At 51.1% G+C, this 24,323-nt stretch carries 19 protein-coding genes; 5 read left to right on the top strand and 14 right to left on the bottom strand.

The genetic code is table 11. From position 1 onward, the window contains the following. Positions 1–3: 3 nt before the first annotated feature. The 4 genes from AC2YIT_RS13085 to AC2YIT_RS13100 form a co-directional block, all read right to left on the bottom strand. Entirely contained in the window at positions 4–3,336 is a 3,333-nt protein-coding gene (locus tag AC2YIT_RS13085; RefSeq protein WP_487279450.1) for a SusC/RagA family TonB-linked outer membrane protein, read from the bottom strand. A 291-nt stretch (positions 3,337–3,627) separates the two neighbouring features. After that, positions 3,628–3,918, bottom strand: a complete 291-nt coding sequence (locus AC2YIT_RS13090; RefSeq protein ID WP_487279451.1) for a hypothetical protein — start codon at positions 3,916–3,918, stop codon at positions 3,628–3,630. Positions 3,919–3,988: 70 nt separating this feature from the next. Next, positions 3,989–5,284: an esterase-like activity of phytase family protein gene (locus AC2YIT_RS13095; protein WP_487279452.1), complete on the bottom strand. Its 1,296-nt coding sequence runs from the start codon at positions 5,282–5,284 to the stop codon at positions 3,989–3,991. 90 nt (positions 5,285–5,374) lie between these two features. Next, the gene (locus AC2YIT_RS13100) at positions 5,375–6,211 is read right to left on the bottom strand and encodes a DUF6268 family outer membrane beta-barrel protein (protein ID WP_487279453.1); all 837 of its coding nucleotides are present in this window, start codon (positions 6,209–6,211) and stop codon (positions 5,375–5,377) included. Positions 6,212–6,658: 447 nt separating this feature from the next. Between AC2YIT_RS13100 and AC2YIT_RS13105 the strand changes: the two genes are divergently transcribed. Further along, complete coding sequence (locus tag AC2YIT_RS13105; protein ID WP_430845948.1) at positions 6,659–7,699, top strand: NAD(P)-dependent alcohol dehydrogenase; 1,041 nt, start codon at positions 6,659–6,661, stop codon at positions 7,697–7,699. Positions 7,700–7,744: 45 nt separating this feature from the next. On the opposite strand, the gene AC2YIT_RS13110 is transcribed toward AC2YIT_RS13105, so the two are convergent. The 8 genes from AC2YIT_RS13110 to AC2YIT_RS13145 form a co-directional block, all read right to left on the bottom strand. Continuing rightward, positions 7,745–8,104 (bottom strand): hypothetical protein, encoded by a 360-nt coding sequence (locus tag AC2YIT_RS13110; RefSeq protein ID WP_430845947.1) that lies wholly within the window; start codon positions 8,102–8,104, stop codon positions 7,745–7,747. Continuing rightward, on the bottom strand, positions 8,105–8,320 hold the full coding sequence (locus AC2YIT_RS13115; protein ID WP_430845946.1) for a hypothetical protein: 216 nt from the start codon (positions 8,318–8,320) through the stop codon (positions 8,105–8,107). A 180-nt stretch (positions 8,321–8,500) separates the two neighbouring features. After that, positions 8,501–9,454: an alpha/beta fold hydrolase gene (locus AC2YIT_RS13120; RefSeq protein ID WP_487279454.1), complete on the bottom strand. Its 954-nt coding sequence runs from the start codon at positions 9,452–9,454 to the stop codon at positions 8,501–8,503. Between the two features lie 155 nt (positions 9,455–9,609). Further along, on the bottom strand, positions 9,610–10,869 hold the full coding sequence (locus tag AC2YIT_RS13125; protein ID WP_430845944.1) for a ComEC/Rec2 family competence protein: 1,260 nt from the start codon (positions 10,867–10,869) through the stop codon (positions 9,610–9,612). Between the two features lie 19 nt (positions 10,870–10,888). Beyond that, positions 10,889–11,149, bottom strand: a complete 261-nt coding sequence (locus tag AC2YIT_RS13130) for a hypothetical protein (protein WP_309985027.1) — start codon at positions 11,147–11,149, stop codon at positions 10,889–10,891. A 120-nt stretch (positions 11,150–11,269) separates the two neighbouring features. Next, a complete protein-coding gene (locus AC2YIT_RS13135; protein ID WP_487279455.1) occupies positions 11,270–12,712 on the bottom strand; it encodes a SusD/RagB family nutrient-binding outer membrane lipoprotein in 1,443 nt (480 codons plus the stop codon). 21 nt (positions 12,713–12,733) lie between these two features. After that, the gene (locus AC2YIT_RS13140; protein WP_430845942.1) at positions 12,734–15,997 is read right to left on the bottom strand and encodes a SusC/RagA family TonB-linked outer membrane protein; all 3,264 of its coding nucleotides are present in this window, start codon (positions 15,995–15,997) and stop codon (positions 12,734–12,736) included. 98 nt (positions 15,998–16,095) lie between these two features. After that, complete coding sequence (locus AC2YIT_RS13145; protein WP_430845941.1) at positions 16,096–16,287, bottom strand: ATP-binding protein; 192 nt, start codon at positions 16,285–16,287, stop codon at positions 16,096–16,098. 620 nt (positions 16,288–16,907) lie between these two features. Here AC2YIT_RS13145 and AC2YIT_RS13150 point away from each other — a divergent pair. Next, positions 16,908–17,138, top strand: a complete 231-nt coding sequence (locus AC2YIT_RS13150) for a DUF4287 domain-containing protein (protein WP_430845940.1) — start codon at positions 16,908–16,910, stop codon at positions 17,136–17,138. Positions 17,139–17,148: 10 nt separating this feature from the next. On the opposite strand, the gene ypfJ is transcribed toward AC2YIT_RS13150, so the two are convergent. After that, positions 17,149–17,994, bottom strand: a complete 846-nt coding sequence (ypfJ, locus tag AC2YIT_RS13155) for a KPN_02809 family neutral zinc metallopeptidase (protein WP_430845939.1) — start codon at positions 17,992–17,994, stop codon at positions 17,149–17,151. A gap of 306 nt (positions 17,995–18,300) precedes the next feature. On the opposite strand from ypfJ, the gene AC2YIT_RS13160 reads away from it, so the two are divergent. From AC2YIT_RS13160 to AC2YIT_RS13170, 3 genes are all read left to right on the top strand, one after another. After that, complete coding sequence (locus AC2YIT_RS13160; protein ID WP_430845938.1) at positions 18,301–18,528, top strand: hypothetical protein; 228 nt, start codon at positions 18,301–18,303, stop codon at positions 18,526–18,528. A 343-nt stretch (positions 18,529–18,871) separates the two neighbouring features. Next, positions 18,872–22,096, top strand: coding sequence for a DUF1553 domain-containing protein (locus tag AC2YIT_RS13165; protein ID WP_430845937.1), 3,225 nt, complete (start codon positions 18,872–18,874; stop codon positions 22,094–22,096). A 2-nt stretch (positions 22,097–22,098) separates the two neighbouring features. Continuing rightward, complete coding sequence (locus tag AC2YIT_RS13170; protein ID WP_430845936.1) at positions 22,099–23,613, top strand: DUF1501 domain-containing protein; 1,515 nt, start codon at positions 22,099–22,101, stop codon at positions 23,611–23,613. A 74-nt stretch (positions 23,614–23,687) separates the two neighbouring features. Here AC2YIT_RS13170 and AC2YIT_RS13175 read toward each other — a convergent pair whose 3' ends face one another. Then, complete coding sequence (locus AC2YIT_RS13175) at positions 23,688–24,212, bottom strand: hypothetical protein (protein WP_487279456.1); 525 nt, start codon at positions 24,210–24,212, stop codon at positions 23,688–23,690. Positions 24,213–24,323 lie beyond the last annotated feature (111 nt).

The following is a 24,323-nucleotide window of genomic DNA, read 5'->3' on the forward strand; positions in this document are numbered from 1 at the left end:
TGCTTAAAATGTAATACGGGCACCGATGTTGTAGGCACGCACGAGCGGATATTTTCCATAGTCGACGCCCGGAGTCAGGTTAGCCCCGTTGTTGTAATCCACCTCGGGGTTATAGCCCAGGTATTTGGTCAGAGTGAATGCATTATCCACGCCTACGTACACCCGCAATGCGCTGATGGCATTGTTGGTCAGGCTGCCGATGCTGTTCATGTTGTAGCCCAACGTCAGGTTGGTACATCTTAGGAATGAGCCGTCCTGCAAATAGAAGGTCGACAAACGCGTGCTGTTGCTTTGCGTCCCCCCGCGTGAGGCGCGGTACACGTGCCCGTCACCCGGCTGCGACTCCGAACGGTAGCGGTTAGCCACTTTGGCATACTGGTTACCCGAGCCTTCCATATTATAGAGATAATAATCCTGTCCGTCGAGCACCTTGTTGCCGTAGGTTCCGTTGAACGACGAGCTGAAATCGAAGCTCTTGTAACTTGCCGTGATCGCAAAGCCATAAGTGAATTTCGCATGCGGCGAACCGATCACCCGCTTGTCGGCATCGTTTACAACACCATCGTTGTTTACGTCTTCGAAATATAAGTCGCCCGGACGAAGCGGGTTGGTGGAAGCCGTAGAGCGCGCAGGTCCTTTGAGCTGGTAACCAGCCGGGAACGACTGCGTAGAAGCATTGTACGCCGCATTATCAGCAGCAATATTCTCCATATCCTTCTCGCGCACCATTCCTTTCACCTTAAAACCGTAGAACATACCGATCGGCTGGCCTTCCTGCGTGATGTGCGTCAGGTAGGAACGCTCGGCGCCGTTGGTAATGATCGTGCTCGCACCACCCATATCGAGTACTTTATTCCGGTTCACGGAAATGTTACCGGCGATGTTCAGGTCAAAATCCTTGGTCGAAATCACGCGGGCATCCACTTGCAGGTCTATACCCTTGTTCTGTACTTTCGAGTTTCTGAGGTTGGTCAAAATTGTCGAGGCACCGGAAATCGCCGACAGCGGCTGGTTGAACAACAGGTTGAACGAGCGACTGATGTAGTAGTTCGCCATGATCGACAAACGGTCGTTGAACAACCCCAGGTCAGCCCCGAAGTTATACTGCGAGGTCGATTCCCAGCCCAGGTTCAGATCTTTGATACCCGTAGCCCACAATGCGGTATTGACCGAACCGTTTCCATACACCACACCGCCGGGGGCTGCCATGGTTTGAAGGAAGTTGTAATTACCGATGTTGTTATTACCACTCAATCCCCAGCTTGCACGCAGTTTAAGTGTAGAAGTATTGCCTAATGCATTTTTGTAAAAGTCCTCGTTGGAAATGTTCCAGCCGGCAGACACCGACGGGAAGTTACCCCACCGGTTATTCGGGCCGAAACGTGAGGAACCATCGGTACGGAAAGTGGCTGTCAGATAATATTTGCCATCGTAGTTATACGCTGCCCGCGCCAGGTATGAAAGCAGTGTCCAGTTCACTTTACCGGTTTGGTCGGCCCCGGTATTCAGTGCGAAAAAGGTAGCATCTGCTCCTTTTCCGGTTATTTCTTCGATGCGGTCATTAGAAAATCCGCGAGCAGTTACAGAAACGATGTCACGGTTGTTTTCCTGGGCCGTATAACCCACCAAACCATCTATACTGTGCTTGCCGAGTTGTTTTTTGTAATTCAAAGTAAACTCCGCCAGTTTGTCCATTTGCGTGGTCATCTGCGATACTGCATTCGCGGCAGCAATCGCCTGCGGTGATCCCGGAGGATTCGCTCCGCTGCTCAGGCTGGTAGGAGCATAGAACTCGTACTTCTCATTATAGGTCTGCAAACCGAGGTTAACCTTGAAATTCAGGTCGGGAATAATCTCGTACGTAGCAAAACCACTGAAAGTACCACGCTGCCCCCTGCGGTTGATATGCGTTTCGGTCGCCAATGCCACCGGGTTTTCGATCGACTGGTAACCATATGCCGAACTCAGCGAAGCGGCCTCGTTTTTCGCCAGGCTGCCATCTTCATTATAGGCCTTGAATATCGGCATGTAAATCAATGCACCAAGGATAGGACCTTTATCGAACCGGCCTTCCTGCACCTCGCGATTAGTATTATAGGTAAATGCGAGGTTCGCCCCTACTTTCAGCTTTTTGTTAACATCCGCATCCAGGTTCGTCCGGAAATTGGTCCGGTGCTGGCCGGTGCTTAGAATAATACCCTGCTGGTTGAGCTGACCGCCGCTGATCGCGTACCGCAGGCCATTCTTTCCACCCGAAAACGAAATGTTATGACGATGTACCGGCGCATTTCGGTAAAGTTCGTTCTGCCAGTCGGTATTGTATTTCGGAGTAATCAGCTTCTGATTCGCGAAATCATACAAATCGGTAGGGATGCTTACAGAACCCGCATTGCCCACGTTTTTGATACGGGTTGCGTTGTCGTCGGAGTACATGCCATCGTTCCAGGCCTTGCCGGCATTCACCATCAAATCGCGATAGCTCGCATTGCGGCCGTCGATCATCAGCTGGCCAAATTCGGAGGCATTCAAAAGATCGACCTTCTTGCTCAGCTGGTTCACGCCAAACTGGTATTCATATTCGAGCCGGCCTTTGCCTTCCTTACCTCTCTTGGTGGTGATCAGCACGACCCCACCCGCAGCACGTGAGCCGTAAATGGCAGCCGAAGCAGCGTCTTTGAGGATGTCGATCGACTCGATATCGTTCGGGTTAATGAAAACGTCGTTACCAGCCGGATAGCCGTCAATCACGTACAATGGATCCGAACTCGCATTCACCGAACCCACGCCACGCACACGGATCTTCGTGCCCACGTAAGGCGCGCCGCTTACCTGCGAGATCTGCACGCCGGCCACTTTACCTACCAATGCCTGCCCGATAGTGGGCGTACTGAGGTTCAGCTCTTTTGCTTTAACGCTCGAAATAGCGCCGGTAAGGTCGCTTTTGCGCATTGTCGAATAACCTACCGCTACAAACTCGTTCAGCATCATCGCATTCTCTTTCAAAGTGATGGCCAACGGCCCGTTGCCCGAAACCACCACTTCCTGCGCGATGAAGCCCACAAATGAAAAGACCAACGTAGCGCCCGAGCCTACTTCAAGCGAGAACGTACCCGCAGCATCGGTTACGGTACCTTTGTTGGTTCCTTTTTCCAAAACCGTCACACCGAACAAAGGTTGTCCGTTCTCGTCTACCACCTTACCCGTCACGGTCAATGCGCGGGTCGGCCTTTCAAACATCATCCGGCCCTTACCGGAAGCCACTGCATGCCTGCCCGGACTGAAAACCAGGATACCTGTCATTACCAACGGAACAATTGGCAGTATCAGTTTCTTCATAATAATTTTAAAAAATTTAACAAAAACAAGAAAACACGCTGCAATTCACTTTAAAGCCCATCTATTTCGTGCTCAAAAATCGAGCGTAAAAGTATTTTTGGACTATTAAGCGAATCGAACGTGTTTATTATGAAAATGTAAAGTTTTCAAGAATCAGAAGTAACCGATTACCATACTACACGCACCTGATGGACATTGCTCTTGCGGGACGACGTCACCGCGATGCCCTTCGAAGAACCACCTGAGAATATGAAGCCTTCCAGCTCATCGGCTTTGTCGATATCCACCGAGTTAAGTACCCGCCGGGTGATTGATTACATCCATGGCATCGACCGTCAGCCGGATTTCCTTTCCTGTGTAATATAAAGAATCCCCTTCCTGACTGAACTCGCGCACCATTCCTACCTCGCGGTCTCCGTACAAATACACTTTCCCATCCAGATAGGACGCGCCCTGGCAAGCGCCGAGAGAATCGATGGTGTCGGAGGAAACAAGTGACACATCCGGTTTGTCTGGTACAGTAAATGCGAGAAGGGTTACAGCAGTCATCGACGCTGCGGCCAGGAATTTCAGTAGTTTCATTTTGATGTAGATATTAAAAAAATTGCGGGTGCCGAGCAACGCCCCGCACCCGCTTGAAAAATCCGGGTTATTACCAAAGTGGCTGTTTCAGCTTCACGAAATAGATCGTGTTGCGATCTACTGCGCCGGTAGCGGGCAGGATTTTCTGCGCGTACACGCCGCCTGCACCTACTACACCGAAATCGTCGTCGTTTGAAATGGCAATGGTAGTGGAATTGATAATCGCTATTCCCTCCGCTTTGTCATGCGGGTAAAGGGTCGGCATGTCGGTCATCAAATCCGCCACGAGCGTCTTGGTCACGGGTTTGATGCCATTCGCAGCCAGGTTGGAAGCGGTTTTCAACTGCTCTACGGTAAGTCCGCCGTACAACTTGCCGTTCACCCCATTAGCTGGGTCCGAAATATCGGTAGCATTACCCAGGTCGATTTTATACACTTTTTTGATTACCGTTGCGCGGTTGGCATTGGTAGCGTATTCACCATCGCGTTCGAGGACGAGGAATGTCGTATTGTCTATCGCCACGATTTCGCTGTTCGCCTGCAAATTGGCGCGGTCGATGAGGTATACGTATTCCTTGCTGACGCCGGTAGTAATGTCAAAGCTCAGGATGCGCGTCACGAGAGAACCCGACACATCTGACGCCGACGGATTGTACAACGGGAATTGCATGATACCGACGAGTGTTTTGCCGTCAGGCGTAATTGTAAGTCCCTCCATTCCGCGGTTCGGACGTCTTTTTGCGAAAACCAGCGGGATTTTACGGCCGCCCAGGCCATTCCCGAATGGATTGATACGCTCAATTGTCTTACCGCTCGCATCGAAATGCACGATATGCGGGCCATATTCGTCGCTCACCCAAAAGGTGCCATCCTTCGCAAGTGCGAGGCCTTCCGAATCCAGCCCGTCGATGCTGTTGGGCAGCGCATTATTGTTCACATCCAGCGCCAGTTCTCCCGTGTACCCGAATCCGGGAGGGTTAGGGAGGCCATTCAACTTCGTACCATTCTCGTTTTTCAGCTCAATAGTCTTTTCCAGCACCAGCTGGTTACCTATCAGCCGGAACTTGCCGATTTGCGGCGCAAAGCCCGGATCTGCGAATACTTTGGAATCGGCAACCGTTCCATCGATATTGGAACCGCGGTCGGTGAGCAGGTAAAATGCCATGTGGTCGTTCGGGTCCTGCACCACCGCGGATCCGAAGCCACCGTTATAAACCTTTACATTATCGACCTGTGTAACAACCGTCGGATTTTGCGCTTCTGCCTTGTCCGGGTAGTTTTCGGTGGGGAGACCGTGGTCTGTGCAGCTGTTCAATATCGCGACGGAGGCGGCTGTCGAAATAAGAGAAAGTAAAAAGGGTTTCATCTGTGCCCAGGTTAGTTTGCGTAAAACTACACCGGCCGATTTTACCCAAAAGTTAATTCACAATGCTTCAAATCAACATATTGTTAAGGCCTATTTCCGCGCTTTACCCCTGAAACTGGGCGGCTGAACATAGAATTCGACCGTGGCTGCCAACCCGGAAGTGCGTACGGGAACGGCATCTTGTACCATCTTATTGGATATATTCTTGCGGTAACCGCCAAAAACCTCTACACCGGCAAAATTCCCGAATTTACGGTTATAAGACATACCCATATCGACGTCAATCCGGCGGCATACGTCGGGGGTACCTTCGGCTACACGGTTAAGGTAATACGTCCGAGTAACGGCTTCGGCTTTGAAATAGAGCCGGTCGTTAGGCGAGAGGTTATGCCGCCAGGCCATTTTCTTGGGCAGCATAATTTCGACGCCCTCTTTCTCCGAGAGATTGTAGTTAAAAACAAAAACAGGCAGGAATGTCAACTTATAGCTTTTGTTGAAAATGATCCCTGCACCGATTTCCTTGTTGGGAGAGGTTCTTTTCAAATAGGAAGCTGAAACCGTGTAGTTCAGCGGAATTTCCTTTGCGGAAAGCATCGCGAAATTACCCGTCTTGTTAATATGCGAGGTCAATAAAATCCAGGATGTGCTATCCAGCCTGATAAACGAGTTCACATCCAATGCAAACGTGCGGAGGTTCCACCCTTCGAACTTTTTGGCCGGATTTTCGCCACTGCTCTTGAATTCAAGCTGTTCCGTGCGGTAATTGGGACCGAGAACAACCGCGAAGTTCTTTTTATTGACCATAGGCAACCACGCTCGGACATACATTTCTTCGTTTGTAAAAGTCTTGGTACCTCCGTTCGCGAACCGATAAACCTTTCCCGGCGCATGCGTCATGCGGAAGGTAATCCATTTGGACGGAGCCATACCCGGCAAACCGGGCTTCTGGGCACAACAAACCATGCTTATGCCCCACAAGGATAAGAAAAACGCAAATGCCTCCGGCTTCCGAAATTGCATACTTCGCCTGTAAATGGTTGTAATAGTTCTAAGTTGCACTAAATTACTCGCTATGAGCCGGTAACGAAGCAATGTATAAATTAAGTTCCGCACCTGAATCCGGGCGGGAACGCATCACTTATATACGTCTGGCCGACATGAATTAATAAACGACCAGGAAACCATTTCAGATATACGAATCTGTTTATTTTAATGGAGGCGAATGCATCAGTACACACTCCCAAAAAAGAAAGTAAGCGAAAACGGGGCCACAAAAGGCATTGTTTGAAAACTATAAGCATCGATTTGAAAGTATTAATCCCGATAGCAAGCTGCCTGCTAATTTTGTGATCGAATTAAACCCCTTTTTCTGACATGATACAAGCAAAAGCATACGCAGCCCAAACCCCCGAGACCGATCTGGCTCCGTGGGAATTTGAAAGAAGGGATGTCGGCCCGCACGACGTTCAGATCGAAATCCACTATTGCGGCGTCTGCCACTCCGATCTTCACCAGATCAAGAACGAATGGTTTCCGGGCGTATTCCCGATGGTACCGGGCCATGAAATTGTCGGAAAGGTCACGCAGGTAGGCGCACACGTGAAGAAGTTCAAAGCAGGTGATCTAGCCGGCGTTGGCTGTATGGTGGATTCTTGCCAGGTTTGCGAAAATTGCAAGGACGGCCTGGAACAATACTGCCTCGAAGGCAATACGCAGACCTACAACAACCTCGACCGCAGCGGTGTACCCACATATGGTGGTTATTCCAATACCATTGTAGTGCGCGAGGAGTTCGTCCTTTCCGTTTCCGACAAATTGCCGTTGGCAGCCACAGCTCCATTGCTGTGCGCGGGTATCACTACTTATTCCCCGCTGCGCCACTGGAAAGTAGGCAAAGGTCACAAGCTGGCGGTACTTGGCCTCGGCGGCCTTGGCCACATGGGTGTAAAATTCGGTGTTGCATTTGGTGCCGAGGTAACCGTGCTTAGCACCTCTGCTTCGAAGGAGCAGGCCGCAAAAGACCTTGGTGCACATCATTTCGTGGTTACCTCCGATCCCGAACAGGTAAATGCTGTTAAGGGCAGCTTCGATTTTATCCTCGATACGGTTTCCGCGGTGCACGATATGGATCTCTATCTGTCGCTGCTTCGCACGAACGGAACGTTGATCAATGTCGGTGTCCCGACCGAGCCATATTCCGTTCAGCCATTTTCACTGCTGACCGGCCGTCGGAGCATGGCAGGTTCAGGTATCGGAGGCATAGCCGAAACACAGGAAATGCTGGACTTCTGTGCCGAGCACAACATCGTATCCGACATCGAGCTGATTGACATCAAGGATATCACCGCTTCCTACGCACGCATGCTCAAAGGCGACGTTCGATACCGGTTCGTGATTGATATGGCTACTTTGTAAGATTCTCCCCCGGCGTCGAAACGGTGCCGGGGTTGTAAAAACTCATCATATTCCTTCCAGCACAATCATTCTCCGCTCATGAATGGCATTCCTGTAATTCTTGATTCTCAATTCGATCTCCCGAACATCCTCACGACATAATCCCGGTTTCACTTTCTCTATTTCCAGCTCAACGATGTGTTTTTTGGCTTCATATTCGTAATAAGCCAGACGCCCATGCGCACTCAATAATTTCCACGCAATAAATGTAAGATACCCGAAAACGGGCGCACAAACAGAGATAAGTCCTTTCAGCTCAAATTCTGGAAGTTGAAGAAATAGTGTGGAATAGAACGAGGCAACCGCAGTAACGGTACTGTTAGCTTTACTAACCGGGCTCCTTTTCCTGCTCTTCTGTAAATGCATTTATTTCCAAAAATCTAACATTTCTTTGTCAAAATCTTTCGGGGGATGTTTTCTGAATGTGATCGTCTTGCCATTCTCAGGGTTATAGAATGTAACTTCATCCTTGAAAAAAATAGAGAAGGCCTTGACGACTGAATATATCCCCCAGCTACCTGTTCCTATCAGCACGGCCCAGGAAAAATAATTGGTCAACTCTTCATAATTTATCGGGCTCATAAAAATGTCGTTTAGTTGATTAATTACCTTTGTTTCAAGCAAATGTATAATATGCCTTATGCCATTCAAAGCAAATAAAATACCGTTTATCCTACGGTGACCTAAGTAGCTGTTTATAAGCAAAAGTGCCGCCCGGAAAATGTCCGAACGGCATACTACTTCGAAAGTGATGTAACAGTTTTACTCTCCCAGAAAATCAATCGCTTCATGCACGAACCGATCGGCGTACTGGCAGAATGCGGCATGGCCCGCGTCGGGGTATACCACCAGGTTGGCGTTCGGAATACTCTGCGAAGCATTGATGGCATTGATCACCGGAACCGGTACATCATTTTTCCCTTGCACATACAACACCGGCTGTTGGATCGCTTTCAGCTCATTCAACGCGTCGGGAGAAGGCTTTGCCCAGGCGAGTACCGCCGTCAGCTGCGCACCGCCCGCCTGTTGGCTAAGAGGTTGGTCGCGATCGATTTTACGTTGTTGAATGCGCTGGTACGACGCTTTTCCGGCATTCAAGCTTGCTTCGGACTTGGTGAAGCCGAATGTCAGGAAGGTTTCTTCGGGGGTAAGATTGGCCGTCGATGCGATGATATTCGGCAGATTCGCAAGCCCTTCGCTTCCCTTCGGCCCTGTACCGGTGAGAATGGCTTTGTGAACTAACGATGGTTCGGTGAGGAGGATTTGCTGGGTAATGAAGCCACCCATCGAGAAACCCATCAGGTCTACTTTCGTAAAACCCATTGCCTTAATAAACGCCACGGCGTCGGTGGCCATTTCTCCAATGGTGGCAGGTACCTGGCCCGTAGAACTTCCCACGCCGCGATTGTCGAACAAAATCACTTTATGTTTCTGCGCCAGCCCATTGGTAATTGCAGGATCCCAATCGTCCATCGAGCTGCCAAGTGACGCCAGCAGCACCAGCGGAATGCCGGGCTGATCGCCGAGGATGCGGTAGGCATATTTCACACCACCTGCTTCGACAAATTGTGTTTTAGCCGTCTGATGGTAGTCTACTGCTACCGGTGTTGGTTGATTGCCCGAGGCCTCATCATTGTTGCAGGAGAGAAGCCCGAATGCGAGCAAAGCGGAAAAGAATACAGATTTTAAAGAAACACCCGTGTTGATTTTCATCATTTTAATTGTTTGGTATGTGAATGATTGACGGGTCAAAAGTAGGTTCACATACCAGCACGGGAAATCGGGATAACGCCCAAATCGGCGAAACAGCCTTTGAAATGGACAAGGCGCTGTCTTAAATGGCAAACGTCGGAAACTCCGACGCTTTCGTTTTAACGGGAAGTGTAAGGCCCGTGAATGGATTTAATTTTCAGCTGCTCGTCACGGTCATCCAGTACAAAGACCCGGTAACTATCTCCCCCATTGGCCACCCGCACGACCACGTGGCCGCTATCGCTTTTCAAACGGTTGAGCAGCTCGCCGATGACGAGTTTGTTGGCTTCCAGCATATCCGTTGCAAACACATCCCGCTCACCCGGATAGATGCGCTGCGAAAAAATACGGTCTAGCACATCGTGTCCGGGATGATCCGACGACCAGACAGGGATTATCGCCACGCGCGGCCGCAATGCGCTCAGCAGGAAGTCATTTTGGGAATCCCGGTTGCCATGGTGGTCCAGGATATGAACATCCACAGGGCCCACTGCCTTCGCCACGGGCGTTTCTACATCATGCCAGGCCGGAACACCCGGCTGCAAAACGCCCGGAGTATCTCCGCCGGTAAAGTAATTAAACTTCCCGTAGCTGATCCTGGTGGCAATGCTGCACATATTTTCACTCGGATATTGCTCGGGTTTCAGGTCTTTCAATTCAGGAAAATGCCTGCGCGTCGTTGTCCCCACGCCTGTCCAGATTTCGCCGTTAGCTGAAATATTCCGCACTTCGAACAGATTTTTGTACTTCTGAGGATCATGCAGCAACACGATCTGGTCATTCCTCCCCGGAACGCTTACCTCTACACGCAACCCTTTGTTCTTTACCTGCCAATCCAGGAACGTCCGGTAATTCTGCATCATAGCGTCCTCTGATGGTCGCGGATAGGAATAATCGGGCCAGCCGCGGTCGATGATCTTTTTCACCGGCACAAACTCCGCCACCTCCGTAATACCTGCCAGCGCATATTTACCCGGTTCCGACCGCTTGGAAACGGATGTCGGTGTTCCCATATGATCGTCGTGAAAATGCGTAATCAGTGCATAATCCACTACCGGTGCTTTGGAAACCTTGCGAATATACCGCGCTATCCACTCGCCGGGCTGGCGTTCGGCGCCGGGTTTTGCCTTCGTGTTACGCGGGCTTTGCGTGCGCGCCTCCGTGGGATCGAGCGCACCCGCATCCACGAGAAACGTTGTCCCATCCGGCAGGATCATGAATGTTGCATTACCCATACCGGTGTTGATATGATGAATATCCATTTCTCCCTCCTGCCAGGCAGGTAGGGACTGGCCGACAGTTTGCGAGGAAACGACCGGCGCATTGAAGCCCAGCCAAAGAATGGCCAGGCCTGCTTTTACAATAGTGGTGTATCTCATTTAGCTTACTGAAAAGGGGTTAATCTTGTACCTCCAAAGCATGCAATTTGTCAAACTCCCGGATGGTTTTCCTGATTTGCTTACGGTGTACGCCGCTGTACTGAATTTGCAACGCACTGGCTTTCTCAGGTTCGAGGTTCTTCAATTTCCAGTACTTCGGGTGCGTCAGGCCAATGGGCGGCCTGAACTCCTCTTCTTTCGGATCTTTAATCAAAACATCGACCTGGATACTTACTTTCGAGAGGTCGTCGGCTAATACGCCCTCTACTTTTACTTTCACGGCTCTTCCGGTTTCTAAAACAAATATTTTTTCGTGCGTCATCTCACATCCAAACTTAATTCGGCGCCAAAGGTAAGGAGCCGAATCAAGATAGAGGATGCTTTAACAAAATCTTAATTTTCACTGGACGTCCCACCAGTTCTTCACCGCCTGAGTATCACCCCCTATCCGCTTGGCAGCACTTTCACTGTTTTGTGCATTGCTGGCGCGTGTGTTGCTGGGGTATTTCAACCGTTTGGGCACATCGGTAACATCCGGATCGAGGCTACCCGACGCCGGAGGGATAAACAGCGCGGTGCCATCCGGCTTCTTCGGATCGAGCCGCAGGCGTTCCAGCCACGATTGCAACCCTTGCATATACATGGCGATCCACTTCTGGGTACCGATCACGTTTTTCCAGGTCCCCGCTGTGTAGGGCACGGCTTTCAGGTAAGCTTCCACAGCTTTCGCGTCGGTAATGCCCCATTGCGCCATCGACGCCTTCACGGCCTCGTTGTACAGCGTTTCAGGTGTGTCGCTCCCCACATTCATTCCGCGTGCGGCAGCTTCCGCTTTGATAAATGCAACCTCCGCAAAAGTGATCATATAACCCTTTGCCGAACCACTGTAAGCAATTACGCCCGGCTTCGAGAGGCCGATCATCGTCGGTGAATTGGCTTCGGTACCATACACTTTACCGATGTATTTGCCATTGGTTTCGTCAGGGCGTGCAAAAATTGGCAAACGTGGATCATTAACCGATTGCAGGTATTCCACCAGCGTGGATGTAACCGCAAACTCCACCAGCGGGCGTTCCACATCATTGTAAGGGAATCTGTTGGTCGTAGTAGCCACATTGTAAGGAAAATACACATCCTGGGCAGTGCCGGTCAGCGTATTCTTGGCAGCATCTTCAATCACCGTCTTCGCTTCCGCGGGCGCTGCGTCGGCCATACGCATCGCAATGCGCATACGTAATGCATTCGCGATCCGGATCCATTGCTGTACGTCTCCTTTGGCGATGATATCCCCGCGTATCACGCCGGAAGACGTACCCGAAAGCACATCGATCTGCGTTTTCAGGGAGCTGAGTAATGCAGTATAGACATCCTTTCCCTGGTCGAACACGGGCTGCGGAATATCCTCGCCCTGCAATGCCTGTGTGTAAGGAATATCGATGTAAACGTCGGTAAGCACGTGAAAAATCCAGGATTTCAGGATTTCGGCCACGGCCAGGGTATGCGCGCTTTTTTCTGCCGGATGGCGGTCGTAATAGTTGCTGATCTCTTTCAAATCCATCAGCGGACCGGCGTAAAGTCCTGCCCAGAGGCCGTCATTGGTGAACAGGAAACGCCCGTCGGAGGTCTTGTCGGTGCCCATCCAGTATTGCGAAAGCTCCATCCCGATCCGCCCGTTGAAATAGGAATCGTACATCAGGTCGCTCGCACGCTTTTCGGCATTGGAAAGCAGGAATTCCGGCTGTGTTTCACTCGACCGCGCCGGGTCGGTATTCAGCGATTCGAAGTTGTCGCATCCTGTGAAGCCCAGCAGGATGGCAAGCAGTAGTAATATCTTGTTTTTCATATCATTCGATTTAAAATCGGATCAGAAAGTAACATTCAAGTTCACACCATAGCTGCGCACGGCCGGCAATGCACCGCCTTCAAAGCCGATCTGGTTACTGATGGAATTAGTAATATTGGCCGGGTCGACATTCGGCGCATTGCTTTTGATCAGCCAGAGGTTCCTTCCCGTAAGTGTCAAACGCAATGCCTGCATACGGATCTTTTGTGCCCAGCTGTCGGGCAGGTACCAGCCCAGCCGCACCTCGCGGAGGTAAATGTAGCTGCCGTCATAAAGATTAGCCCTGCTGATGCGATTACCACCATCAGCATTAAAGTGGGTCCGGGCGGGCACCACAATGTCATTAGGCGATCCATCGGCTTTCACGCCCGGATTCACCACGCCGTTTTCGCGGATACCATTCTCCGCTGTTTCTTTCAGCATCCCCGATTTGTTTCCGTACAAATTGGTATACGAAAAAAAGTCACCCCCCTTTTGAAAATCTACCAATGCCGACAGATAAAAATTCTTGTAGCTCAGCATATTCGACAAGCCTCCGATAAAATCCGGATTGGCATCCCCGATGATCACCGGCGTGGGTGTCACATTGTAAGTCCCGTTGTCGGCCACGGTTTTGTTGCCTTTCGAGTCGTATACGTAATCCGTGCCCAGCATAGTGCCGAGAGACATTCCTTTCTGGGCCACCATCGATACCTTGTTCGTACGGCGCTCGGTACCGATAATGAACCGTTCGATGCCTGCAATGTTATCGCCGGTACTGTTCAGGTCGAGGACAATGTTCTTGTTTTTGGAAAAATTAAGCCCTACCCGCCAGCTGAAATTAGTAGTCTGTACAGGTGTAGCAGACAATGTGAGCTCGATACCTTTATTCTGCACCGTTCCGCCATTCACAACTTTGGTAGTAAACCCGCTCTCGGAAGGGATCTGCACATTCCAGATCTGGTTCTTGGTCTTGCGGTTATAATAGGTAAAATTCGCGCCGAGGCGGTCATTGAAGAATTTGAAATCTACGCCTGCTTCCGTTTCCGACGACAGTTCGGGTTTAAGTCTGCTATTAAAAAGCTTGTCCGAAGTGCTTTGCAAAGGATAAGTATCAAATGGCGCTACATAATCATAATACCTTGACACCGAGTACGGATCGGCATCGTTCCCCACGCGTGCATATGACAAGCGCGCCTTCCCGAGCGTGAGCCATTTGGCGCCGGTAACAAGGTCGGAGAATATAAACGAACCGGCCACCGACGGATAGAAATACGAGTAATTACCGGTCTGCTTCAAGGTCGAAGCCCAGTCGTTACGACCGGTGGCAGTGAGATAAAGGAATTTATTATAGCCCAATGTCACTGAGCCGAAAACGGAATTAATTTGCTTATTTCCATAAGAATTGGAAACCGTAGCAGGCGTCACCGAGTTTTGCAACACATATACCATCGGATTTTGCAACCCGCCATTTGTAGTTCCGGCGTCGGTACTCGATTTGATCCTCAATATATTCCCCCCGGCCACTGCCTCCAATGTGAACTTCGAGTCGGCAAAGCTTTTGTTCACGTTCAGTGTTCCCTGGTAATTGTTTTCATTATTAACCACCACCCGTTTGGCATAGGACCCTACAAAAAAGCCTTTCGCGCTCCTGACCTCGTCGAGGTGGTTGAGGTAGTCGGAGAAAACGCGTACATCGGCAGAGAGCCAGTCAGTGAGCTTGTAGGTAAGCCCCGCATTCCCGAAATACCGGTTATTCTGGTCGGTATTGTAGTTTTCGTACTGGTTCCAGTAGGGATTTTGGGTAAATGCAGGTTTCTGGATATTCCAGGCCGTGCGGTTCCAGGACTGCTCCGTACCGTCGGCATATTTGTAATTGCGCAGGTAAGCATCGTCGATCTGCCGCTGCCCGAACATCACATAAAACAGCATTGGGTTGTTGCCAAAGAAACCCGTCCCCGGCCGGCCTTTGGAATGGTCATTCACATAGTTGATCCCCCCGCTGAATGTGAACTTGTCGGTGAATTTGTAGACTGTATTCAGACTGATGAAAAAACGGTTCAGGTTACTGCCCGGATAGATGAAATTCTGCCTGGTCTGCCCTGCCGAAAAACGGATCGATCCGTTGTCGCCGCTACTGGCGACCGAGAGGTTGTTCGAGAATGTGACGCCGGTTTTGAAAAAATCCTTCGCATTATCGGGATGCGGGCTCCACGGGGCTGTTTTACCAAAATTCGGGTTGTTACGGTCCTGGTCCCACGACCAGTAATGCCGCACCAGCTGCCCTTCCATCTTCGGCCCCCACGATTCGTCGGTACCGTAGTCGGGAATGAGGTCGTAACGGCCCTTGCCATCGCCGTCATCGTAAGTGCCACCACCCGGCAGGAAGCCCGACGGGTTCTGATTGACATATAATTTTGTAAAACTCGAACTTCCCCCGCCCCCGTAGAGGTTCTGAAATTTGGGCAACAGCGATACCTGATCAGCCTGAATGTTCAAGTCATAATTCAAAGAAAGCTTGCCTGAGCCCTTGCCGGTTTTGGTGGTAATATAAATGACCCCGTTCTGTCCACGACTACCGTAAAGTGCCGTTGCCGCCGCGCCTTTCAATACCGAAATATTCTCGACATCGTTGGGATTGATGAGCTGTGCCGGGTTACCATAATCATAACCGCCACCGCCAGTCCCCTGCCCGCCCGTAACGCCGTACGAGTTCAGGTTCATGTTGGCCATCGGCACGCCATCGACAATAAACAGCGCATTGTTATTCCCCGAGATAGATTTCAAACCCCGGATCGTCACCCGCGACGAGCCGCCCATAGAGCCGCTGTTGCCGCCGATCTGCACGCCGGCCAGTTTTCCCTGCAAGGAATTGATATAATTCACTTCCCGCGCCTCCTGAATACCCCCGCCCTCGATCTGCTGCACAGCATAGCCGACATTTCGCGTGCTGCGCTGGACCCCGAGTGCCGTTACCACCACTTCCCCGAGGCTTTTTACGTCCGCTTTCAGCTTGACTATCACTTCGGTCATACCAGCGGGTACGTTAACGTCCTGGGGCACATGACCGATCGATGATACGGTCAACACCTGATTACCGGCAGGCAATGCAATGCTGAAATTCCCGTCCGCATCGGTATTGGTACCGTTGTTGGTACCCTTCACGAGCACGCTCACGCCAGGTATACCCGCACTGGATTCATCTGTAACCTTTCCCTTCACACGCCTATCCTGCCCGGCTGCTTCGTACGCACAAAACAACACGGCCAGTAAGACCGATAAACAACTTCGTATCGATTGCGTCATATTTGCAAAATTTAAAGATTAAATATTCTTTAAAGGCGAAATCAAAATACGTATACTGATAGGCACTTGGAGAAGATGATGGAAATCGACGACTGGGGTCAAAGTGTCGACGAATCAGCAAAACAAGACTGGTTTTCAGGTATTAAAATATGGAAAGTGAGCCCGTGGCCCTCCGTCGAAGTGGCGTAAATATGTCCGTGGTGGTTTTGAAGGATCTTTTTGCACATAGCCAGCCCGATACCCGTCCCTTCAAAATCCTTCTTGCCATGCAGGCGCTGGAAAAATTTCAAAAATCTGCTCGGCATAAACCTGCTCGAAGCCCATGCCATTGTCGCTGACCTGCAAATAGTGGTAGGCGCGAAACAGGGATGCTCACTTAGAAAGGCAGGCTCACCGTTCGTTTTAACCCCTTCCAATAAAGTCCCAGATTTCGGGCATACTTCCTTCCCTTTCGTTCCAGGCGCGGATGTTTACCTTCGGCGCCCAGGCTCGGGCGGAATGCATCATTATAAAAGCAGGAGGTGGACAGAATCACGATCGGAATTTCGCGGAGTTTTCATCCCTTTTAATTTCCGTCAAAAATTGCTGCCTGTTCATAAGGGGCATGTTGAGATCTAGGAAAATAAGATCGGCATTGAGTTCACCACCGTGAATCCGTTTAAAGCCTCCCTGGCGCTGTCCAGGACAGTGCAGCGAACCGGTTTTCGGGTACTTTCAAGCGCGCCAGAAAGATTTCCTGATCATCTTCGTCATCATCGATGAGAAGAATATTCTGATAGAGCATTTAATAGGGAGCGTGAAAATCCCTGCATATTAAACTACAACAATACCTAAACCAAACAAACCTTTGCTGTGAATCAATATACCGTATATTTTGTGCTTATAATTGCTAAAACCAACCGAAAACCATATGTCATTCCAGGGATACCTCAAAACCATTCTCGCCAAAACCGGCAAAGGCCCCGATGATTTCCGGAAACTTGCTGAGGAAAAAGGCTTCACCGCCAACGGACAAATAAAAGCCAGCACGAAGGCTGGCGACATTGTTCAATGGCTCAAAATGGATTATGACCTCGGCCAGGGACACGCGATGGCCATTTATGCATTGTTGAAAGGTATTAAGGACGAAAATAGTGACTAACAGCTCATGTTTACCGGATGTCCTGGAAACGCCCCTGAGCGAGGTCGCCGGTTTCGAAGCCTTTCTTGAACCAATACATCCGTTGCTGCGAGGTACCGTGCGTGAAGGCGTCCGGCACCACGTAGCCCTGCGATTCTTTTTGAAGCTTGTCGTCGCCGATAGCGTTCGCGGCGGTGAGCGCGGATTCCAAATCACCAGGTTCGAGGATTTTATCCATCTGATTGGCGTGGTTAGCCCACACACCCGCGAGGAAATCGGCCTGTAATTCCAATTTAACGGACAGCTTATTGTAATCGGCCTCGCTCAGCCTTCTCCGCTGCTCCTGCACTTGCTGCGAAATGCCCATCAGGTTCTGCACATGATGCCCTACCTCATGCGCCACCACGTACGCCACCGCGAATTCGCCGGGCGCGTTGAACCGGTCGCGCAGCTCATCGCAAAAAGTAAGATCAATGTAAACCTTATGATCAGCCGGGCAATAGAATGGTCCCATGGCCGATGATGCCCCGCCGCAGGCACTTTGCGTAGCATTTGAGAACATCTGCAACACCGGTTTTTCATATTCGGCATTGTTCTGTGCGTAAATCTGCGTCCATACATCTTCGGTACTTCCCAACACAGCCGATACAAAATCCGCCGTCTTGTCGTCCGGGCGTGGCCCTGGCTGCCGGGTTTCGGCTTGTTCGGTTTGTGCGCCTTGAATGTTTGAAAGTATTTCCTGCGGGTCCTGACCGGTAAGCAGCCCGATAGCGACCACGATGATTACCCCTATGCCACCCAATGCAACTTTGCCCCCGCCGGACATTCCACGGCGGTCTTCCACGTTGCTGCTTCTGCGTAAATCCTGCCAACGCATGTTGTTGATGTATTTTAGGTTAAAAATTGAATTTAATACGGACCCGGTTTCCGAACCCTGAGCACCCAAATATAGAAATAATGCCAGCCATGAAAAGAGCTGTGCCGCGATAATTTTACAATGGCCCCTCCGCTGTACAAGTATTGCTGTGAAAGTCTACAATATGCATATTCCGTAAAGGCTTTTCTCCATACAATAACTTGTAGAGCCGTTAAATAAGTAATTCCGAAACATTGCTCAATAAATTCTTCGACCGATAGGCGATGTATTTAAATTTAGGCAACCAGAAGTTAATTAAATCGGCCTATGTCTTACACTAAACCTTACTTTGCAGGATTCGAATATCACTCCACGGAGGTCTGCAAGTTTCTGCAGGCGTACAGCACGTTCACATTGATGCTGACCAACGGGGCGATCATCCACCACCAGCCCGAACACGCACTGGACTTCCGGCGCTGGCTTAATCACCACCAGATCGAGGACATTCGCGTGTCCATCCGAAACAGCGACCCGGCGGCGATTACAGAGCAATAGCCCGTTGACTCCCCAACACTCAACCCCCGACGTTCCTCTTCTTTCCTCTTCTCTCTTTCCTCGCAGCCATCCCGGCCAAATCATCCAGACCTGCCTCACAGGCTATGCAAACGGAGTATCATTTTACATCAATCCGCGATCATATTTTTGAACTTACCCATTGTATTTTTACACAAAATCAATAACTCTTCACGCTAGCAAGGCGGCTTTTCAGTACCGCAAAGCCTGCGCGGCTCCATCACTGAACAAAACATCGACAAAAAAGCGTATAACGGTACAGCCGGCGGCTTTTGCTATCTTTTAACCAGGAAGCCGGGAAGAGTTTTAAAGGGTATCATTTGATATGAGGCATATTAAGTTTTTCACTCTGTGGATGTTGCTAACCGGGCATTTCTTTTCGTGTACCCCCGAACTGCCCGAGGATGTAGAGGTTGCGATGAAAGCGCTGCCCGATAAGCTGGATTACAACCAACATGTAAAGCCCGTACTTTCCGACAAATGTTTTGCCTGCCACGGACCTGATAAGGCGAAGCAGAAAGGCGGGCTACGGCTCGACATGCCCGAATCCGCATTTCATAAAGTCTCCAAAAACTCCGGACTTACCGCCATCGATCCCGGCGATCTGGCCGATAGCGAATTTTTCCATCGCATCATGTCCTCCGATCCGGATTACGTCATGCCCACGCCCGAGTCGCACCTGAGCCTCTCTGCACGTGAGAAGGCCATTTTGATCCGGTGGATAGACGAAGGTGCCGGATACAAGCCGCATTGGGCATTCGTAAAGCCCGAAAAGCCGGATGTGCCCGAAACACGGCATGATAACCGGGCAGTTAACCCGATCGACCACTTTGTGTTCCAAAAACTGGAAGAGGAAAAATTGCAACCTTCGGCGCAGGCTGAAAAAGAAATATTGCTCCGCCGCGTTTCGCTGGACCTCACCGGCCTTCCGCCGACGCTGGCAGAAACGGATGCGTTTTTAAAAGACAATTCGGCGAATGCCTACGAAAAACAAGTCGACCGGCTGCTGGCCTCGCCGCATTATGGCGAAAAAATGGCCGTTGACTGGCTCGATCTCGCCCGTTTCGCCGATTCGCATGGTTATACAGTTGACAGGCTAAGGGATATGTCGCCGTACCGCGACTGGGTGATCAGTGCATTCAACAAAAACATGCATTACGACCAATTCATCCACTGGCAACTCGCCGGCGATCTCATGCCCAACCCGACGAAGGACATGCGCATCGCCACCGCTTTCAACCGCAATCACCAGCAGAACATGGAAGGCGGCATTATCGAGGAAGAATTCCAGACGGAATACGTGGTGGACCGTACCAACACTTTCGGTGATGCGTTCCTCGGCCTGTCGATAGGCTGCGCCAAATGCCACGATCATAAATACGACCCCATTTCCCAGAAAAACTATTACGAGCTGTTCAGCTTCTTTAATAATGTAAAAGAAGCCGGACAAATCTCCTGGGACGATGCATTACCCACCCCTACCATGCTGTTGCCGACCGCAGCACAAGAGCGAATGCTCCGGTTTATCCAAACCAGGATCAACACCGAAGAGCAGCAGCTTGCAGCCGCCCAGCGTAATGCAGAAACCGGTTTTAAACAATGGATGAATGACGGTAAATACCGGAACCTGACCAAAGAGCCACTGCCAAAGGCCGGTTTACAGGCTTACTATACCTTTGAGAACGGCTCACTTCGCAACGCGGTGAACACCAGAGAAACAGGCGTGATGAAACGGGAGGCAGGCTCTCCGGGCGGCGATCCGGAATTTGTAGCGAAGTCCGATGGCAAGTCACTCCGGCTCGATGGCGATGTGTACCTCGACCTTGGCCAGAACGGCGTGTTCCGTAAATCGGAGCCATTCAGCGTGGGGATCTGGGTAAACATCCCCAAAGAACTGCATGAAGGCGTGATTCTGCACAAAAGTCAGGCGGAACGACTCTACAATTTTCGGGGCTATCATTTATATCTTAAAAACGACCACCTCGAACTGAATATGGCGCATACGGCCCCGTCGGACGCGCTCACGAGGGTCAGCAAGCAGCCCATTCCGAAACAACAATGGGTACAGCTCACAGTCACCTACGATGGCTCCTCCAAAGCCGCCGGATTCAAGTTGTATCTAAACGGGCAGGAAGCCGCAATGGAGACTACGATGGACCAGCTGACCAAGGATATCCTGTTTAAATCTTCCGTTCAGCCCGGTTTGCAGATCGGCGCGTGGTGGCGGGGTTTTGGGTTAAAAAATGCCCAGGTGGATGACATTACCGTCTATAACCGCGAATTAACGCCATTTGAAACGGCCATACTCGCCCGTAAATCATCCTGGTCAACCGTGGGCGCCAAAAGTGCCGCACAACTAACCTCGGCAGAATCCGGTGCATTGAAAAGCTATTACATTTCCGCGGTCGATCCTACGACGGCGGTGGCGCGCACAGCCTTGCGCGATGCCCGCACGCAGCTCTCGGACTCTACCGAACAGATCCGTGAACTGATGGTCATGCAGGAAATGCCCAAACCCAAACAAGCGCACATCCTGCTCCGCGGGAATTATGACGCATTGGGCGAAAAAGTGTTCCCATCGACACCGGCTTCGATTTTGGAATTCCCAAAAAACCTGCCCAAAAACCGCTACGGGCTTGCGCAATGGCTCACGCACCCGGATAACCCGCTGACCGCACGCGTGGCCGTGAACCGCTATTGGCAGAATTTCTTCGGTACCGGGCTGGTCAAAACGACCGAGGACTTCGGTAACCAGGGCGAGCTTCCTACCCATCCGGAACTGCTCGACTGGCTGGCGGTGACCTTCCGCGAATCGGGTTGGGATGTAAAGAAACTGAATAAATTGATCGTCATGTCGGCGACCTACCGCCAGGACTCCCGCACGAGCAGGGATATACGCGAGCGTGACCCTGAAAACCGCTTGTACGCACGGGGGCCCGCCAATCGAATGTCAGCTGAAATGATCCGCGACAATGCATTGATGGCAAGCGGACTGATGAATACTAAAATTGGCGGCGCGAGTGTAAAACCCTACCAACCAGAAGGGTTATGGTCGATCAACAACACTACTTACACGCCCGATTCGGGCAATGCGGTGTACCGCCGGAGCCTGTACGTGATCGTGAAGCGCTCGGTACCAAACCCAACGCTGGCAACGTTTGACGCTACTTCGCGAAGCTTCTGCGTCGTGCGCAGGCAAAAAACAAATACGCCACTGCAAGCCCTGGTAACGCTCAACGACCCGACGTTCGTGGAAGCCATGCGTGTAATGGGTGAGCAAATGACCCGCATTCCCGACGCGCGGCAGTCTATTACCGCCGCCTACCGCAAGCTCACTGGCCGCAAACCGCCTGTGAAGGAGGTAGACCTCCTGCTGGCATTGCGGAAAGTGGAGGAAGACAAGTTCCGGAAAGATCCCAAAAAGGCTGAGGGCTGGCTGCATACCGGCCAGTATACGGCCGATCAAACGCTCGATCCCGCATTGCTTGCCGCCAACAGCGTGGTAGCGAGCACCATACTCAATTCAGACGCCGCCTTAACCAAACGATAACCATGCAGCACCATCACGAAGAAGAGTTCCGCCTGCATACGCCCGAGTTCAACGAGCTGCACCGGAAACTGGACCGCCGCCGCTTCCTCACCCAGACGTCCCTCGGATTGGGTGCCATGGCCGTGGGGTCACTTTTCGGGCTCGACAGGCTGTATGGTTCCGCATCGCGGCAAGCAGCGGCACCTTCGGGCGACCTGGAATCCGAAATACTCAAAGCATTACCCCACATCGCCCCGAAAGCTAAGCGGGTGGTGTATTTGTTCATGGCCGGCGGACCATCCCAGTTCGAAACATTTGATTATAAACCCAAACTGATCCAGATGGCAGGCCAAAACCTGCCCGATTCTGTCCGGAAAGGCCAGCGGCTTACGGGAATGAGCGCCAGCCAGAGCGTATTGCCCATGGCTCCGTCTATTTACGGTTTCAACCAGCATGGCAAAACCAAAACCTGGGTAAGCGAGCTGCTGCCTTATACAGCCAAGGTGGTCGATGACCTCTGCATTGTGAAATCCATTTATTCGGAGGCCATCAACCACGACCCGGCCATTACCTTTTTTCAGACGGGCAACCAGCTTCCGGGCAGGCCTTCGATCGGCTCTTGGGTGAGTTACGGGCTCGGTACCGACAACAACAACCTGCCCACTTTCATTGTACTGGTTTCCAAGAATGCCCCGAAAGACCAGCCGCTTTACGCACGCTTGTGGGGAAATGGCTTTCTCGAATCGCGGCACCAGGGCGTGCAGTTCCGTTCGGGCAAGGATCCGGTACTTTTCCTGAACAACCCGGAAGGTTACGACGGCCATGACCGGAAGGAAATGCTCGATTACCTTTCCAAACTGAATCAGCTTCAAAACGACGCATACGGCGACCCGGAGATCAATAACCGCATTGCGCAGTATGAAATGGCCTTCCGCATGCAAACTTCCGTGCCCGATGTAATGGATACTTCCGCCGAGCCCGATGATGTTTTTGAACTCTACGGCCCCGACAGCCGCGACCCGGGCACCTACGCGGCCAACTGCCTGCTGGCCCGCAAGTTGCTCGAAAAAGACGTCAAATTCGTGCAGCTGTACCACCAGGGCTGGGACCAGCATGGCGGCCTGCCGAAGGCTATTGCCCAGCAATGCCAAGCCACCGACCAGGCCACCGGCGCATTGATCATGGATTTGAAACGCCGCGGCCTGCTCGACGACACCCTTGTGATCTGGGGCGGGGAATTCGGCAGGACCGTTTATTCGCAAGGCAAGCTCAGCGCCACGGATTATGGCCGTGATCATCACCCGCGCTGCTTCACGATGTGGATGGCCGGTGCCGGCGTCAAATCCGGGATCAGTTACGGAGAAACTGACGATTTCAGCTACAATATCATCAAAGATCCTGTACACGTCCACGACTTCCACGCTACCCTACTGCATTTAATGGGCGTCGATCACGAACGGCTCACCTACAAATTCCAGGGCAGGCGGTTCCGGTTGACCGATGTTCACGGGAAACTGGTGAAGGATATTCTGGCGTGAGGCATTGTTTTCAAATTACGCCGACTGCCATACCGAGGTAGCCTTGCTGGTTTTCCGGTGGTCTGACTAAGAGGTTATTTGGGTTTGATTAATGTGAATGAGGTTTTTACAAAAAATCCTTTGCCGAAAAAGCCGGTTTTAATTGGATGGCCAACTTGATTGTAGGTTCCTGGATTGCGTATCATAGATCTGCCTAGGCTAGTCATTCCGCCAATGCTCAACATCAACCGATCGATTTTTACGCCTAATGAAAGTGAAACTCCGGGAATAAAGCGTTTGTAACCAAACGCATTCCAATTCATGTACGTCCGGGTCAAATCCTCGTCCATAAAATATCTTTTTGTCCGCGCGGCAATCAGCCAATCTATTTCAGCCCTACCGTCCACGAAAAACAATAATTTGGAAACGGACTTAATGTAATATCTCAATCCAGCGTCGACCGTAGTCCAAAGATGCTTTTCATCCGTGCCCTGGACTTCCAAAACAGTATTGCATTGACAAAGCATATTTTCGGGCACGTCTTCCTCCGTGAACCGAAACCCAGTTAGAGCCGAGAAATGTGGGCTTAGATAGCTCCCCGCCCACACTCCTGCGACCATAAATAGTTCGTCTTGAAATTTGTCTCCCACCCCGGTGCTAACTGCAGTTGATCATAGTATTTTTGTCGTAGAAATTCCTGCCGGTAGATGCAAATATGCCTAAATCCATGC

The organism is Dyadobacter sp. SRI_021, from assembly GCF_057586235.1.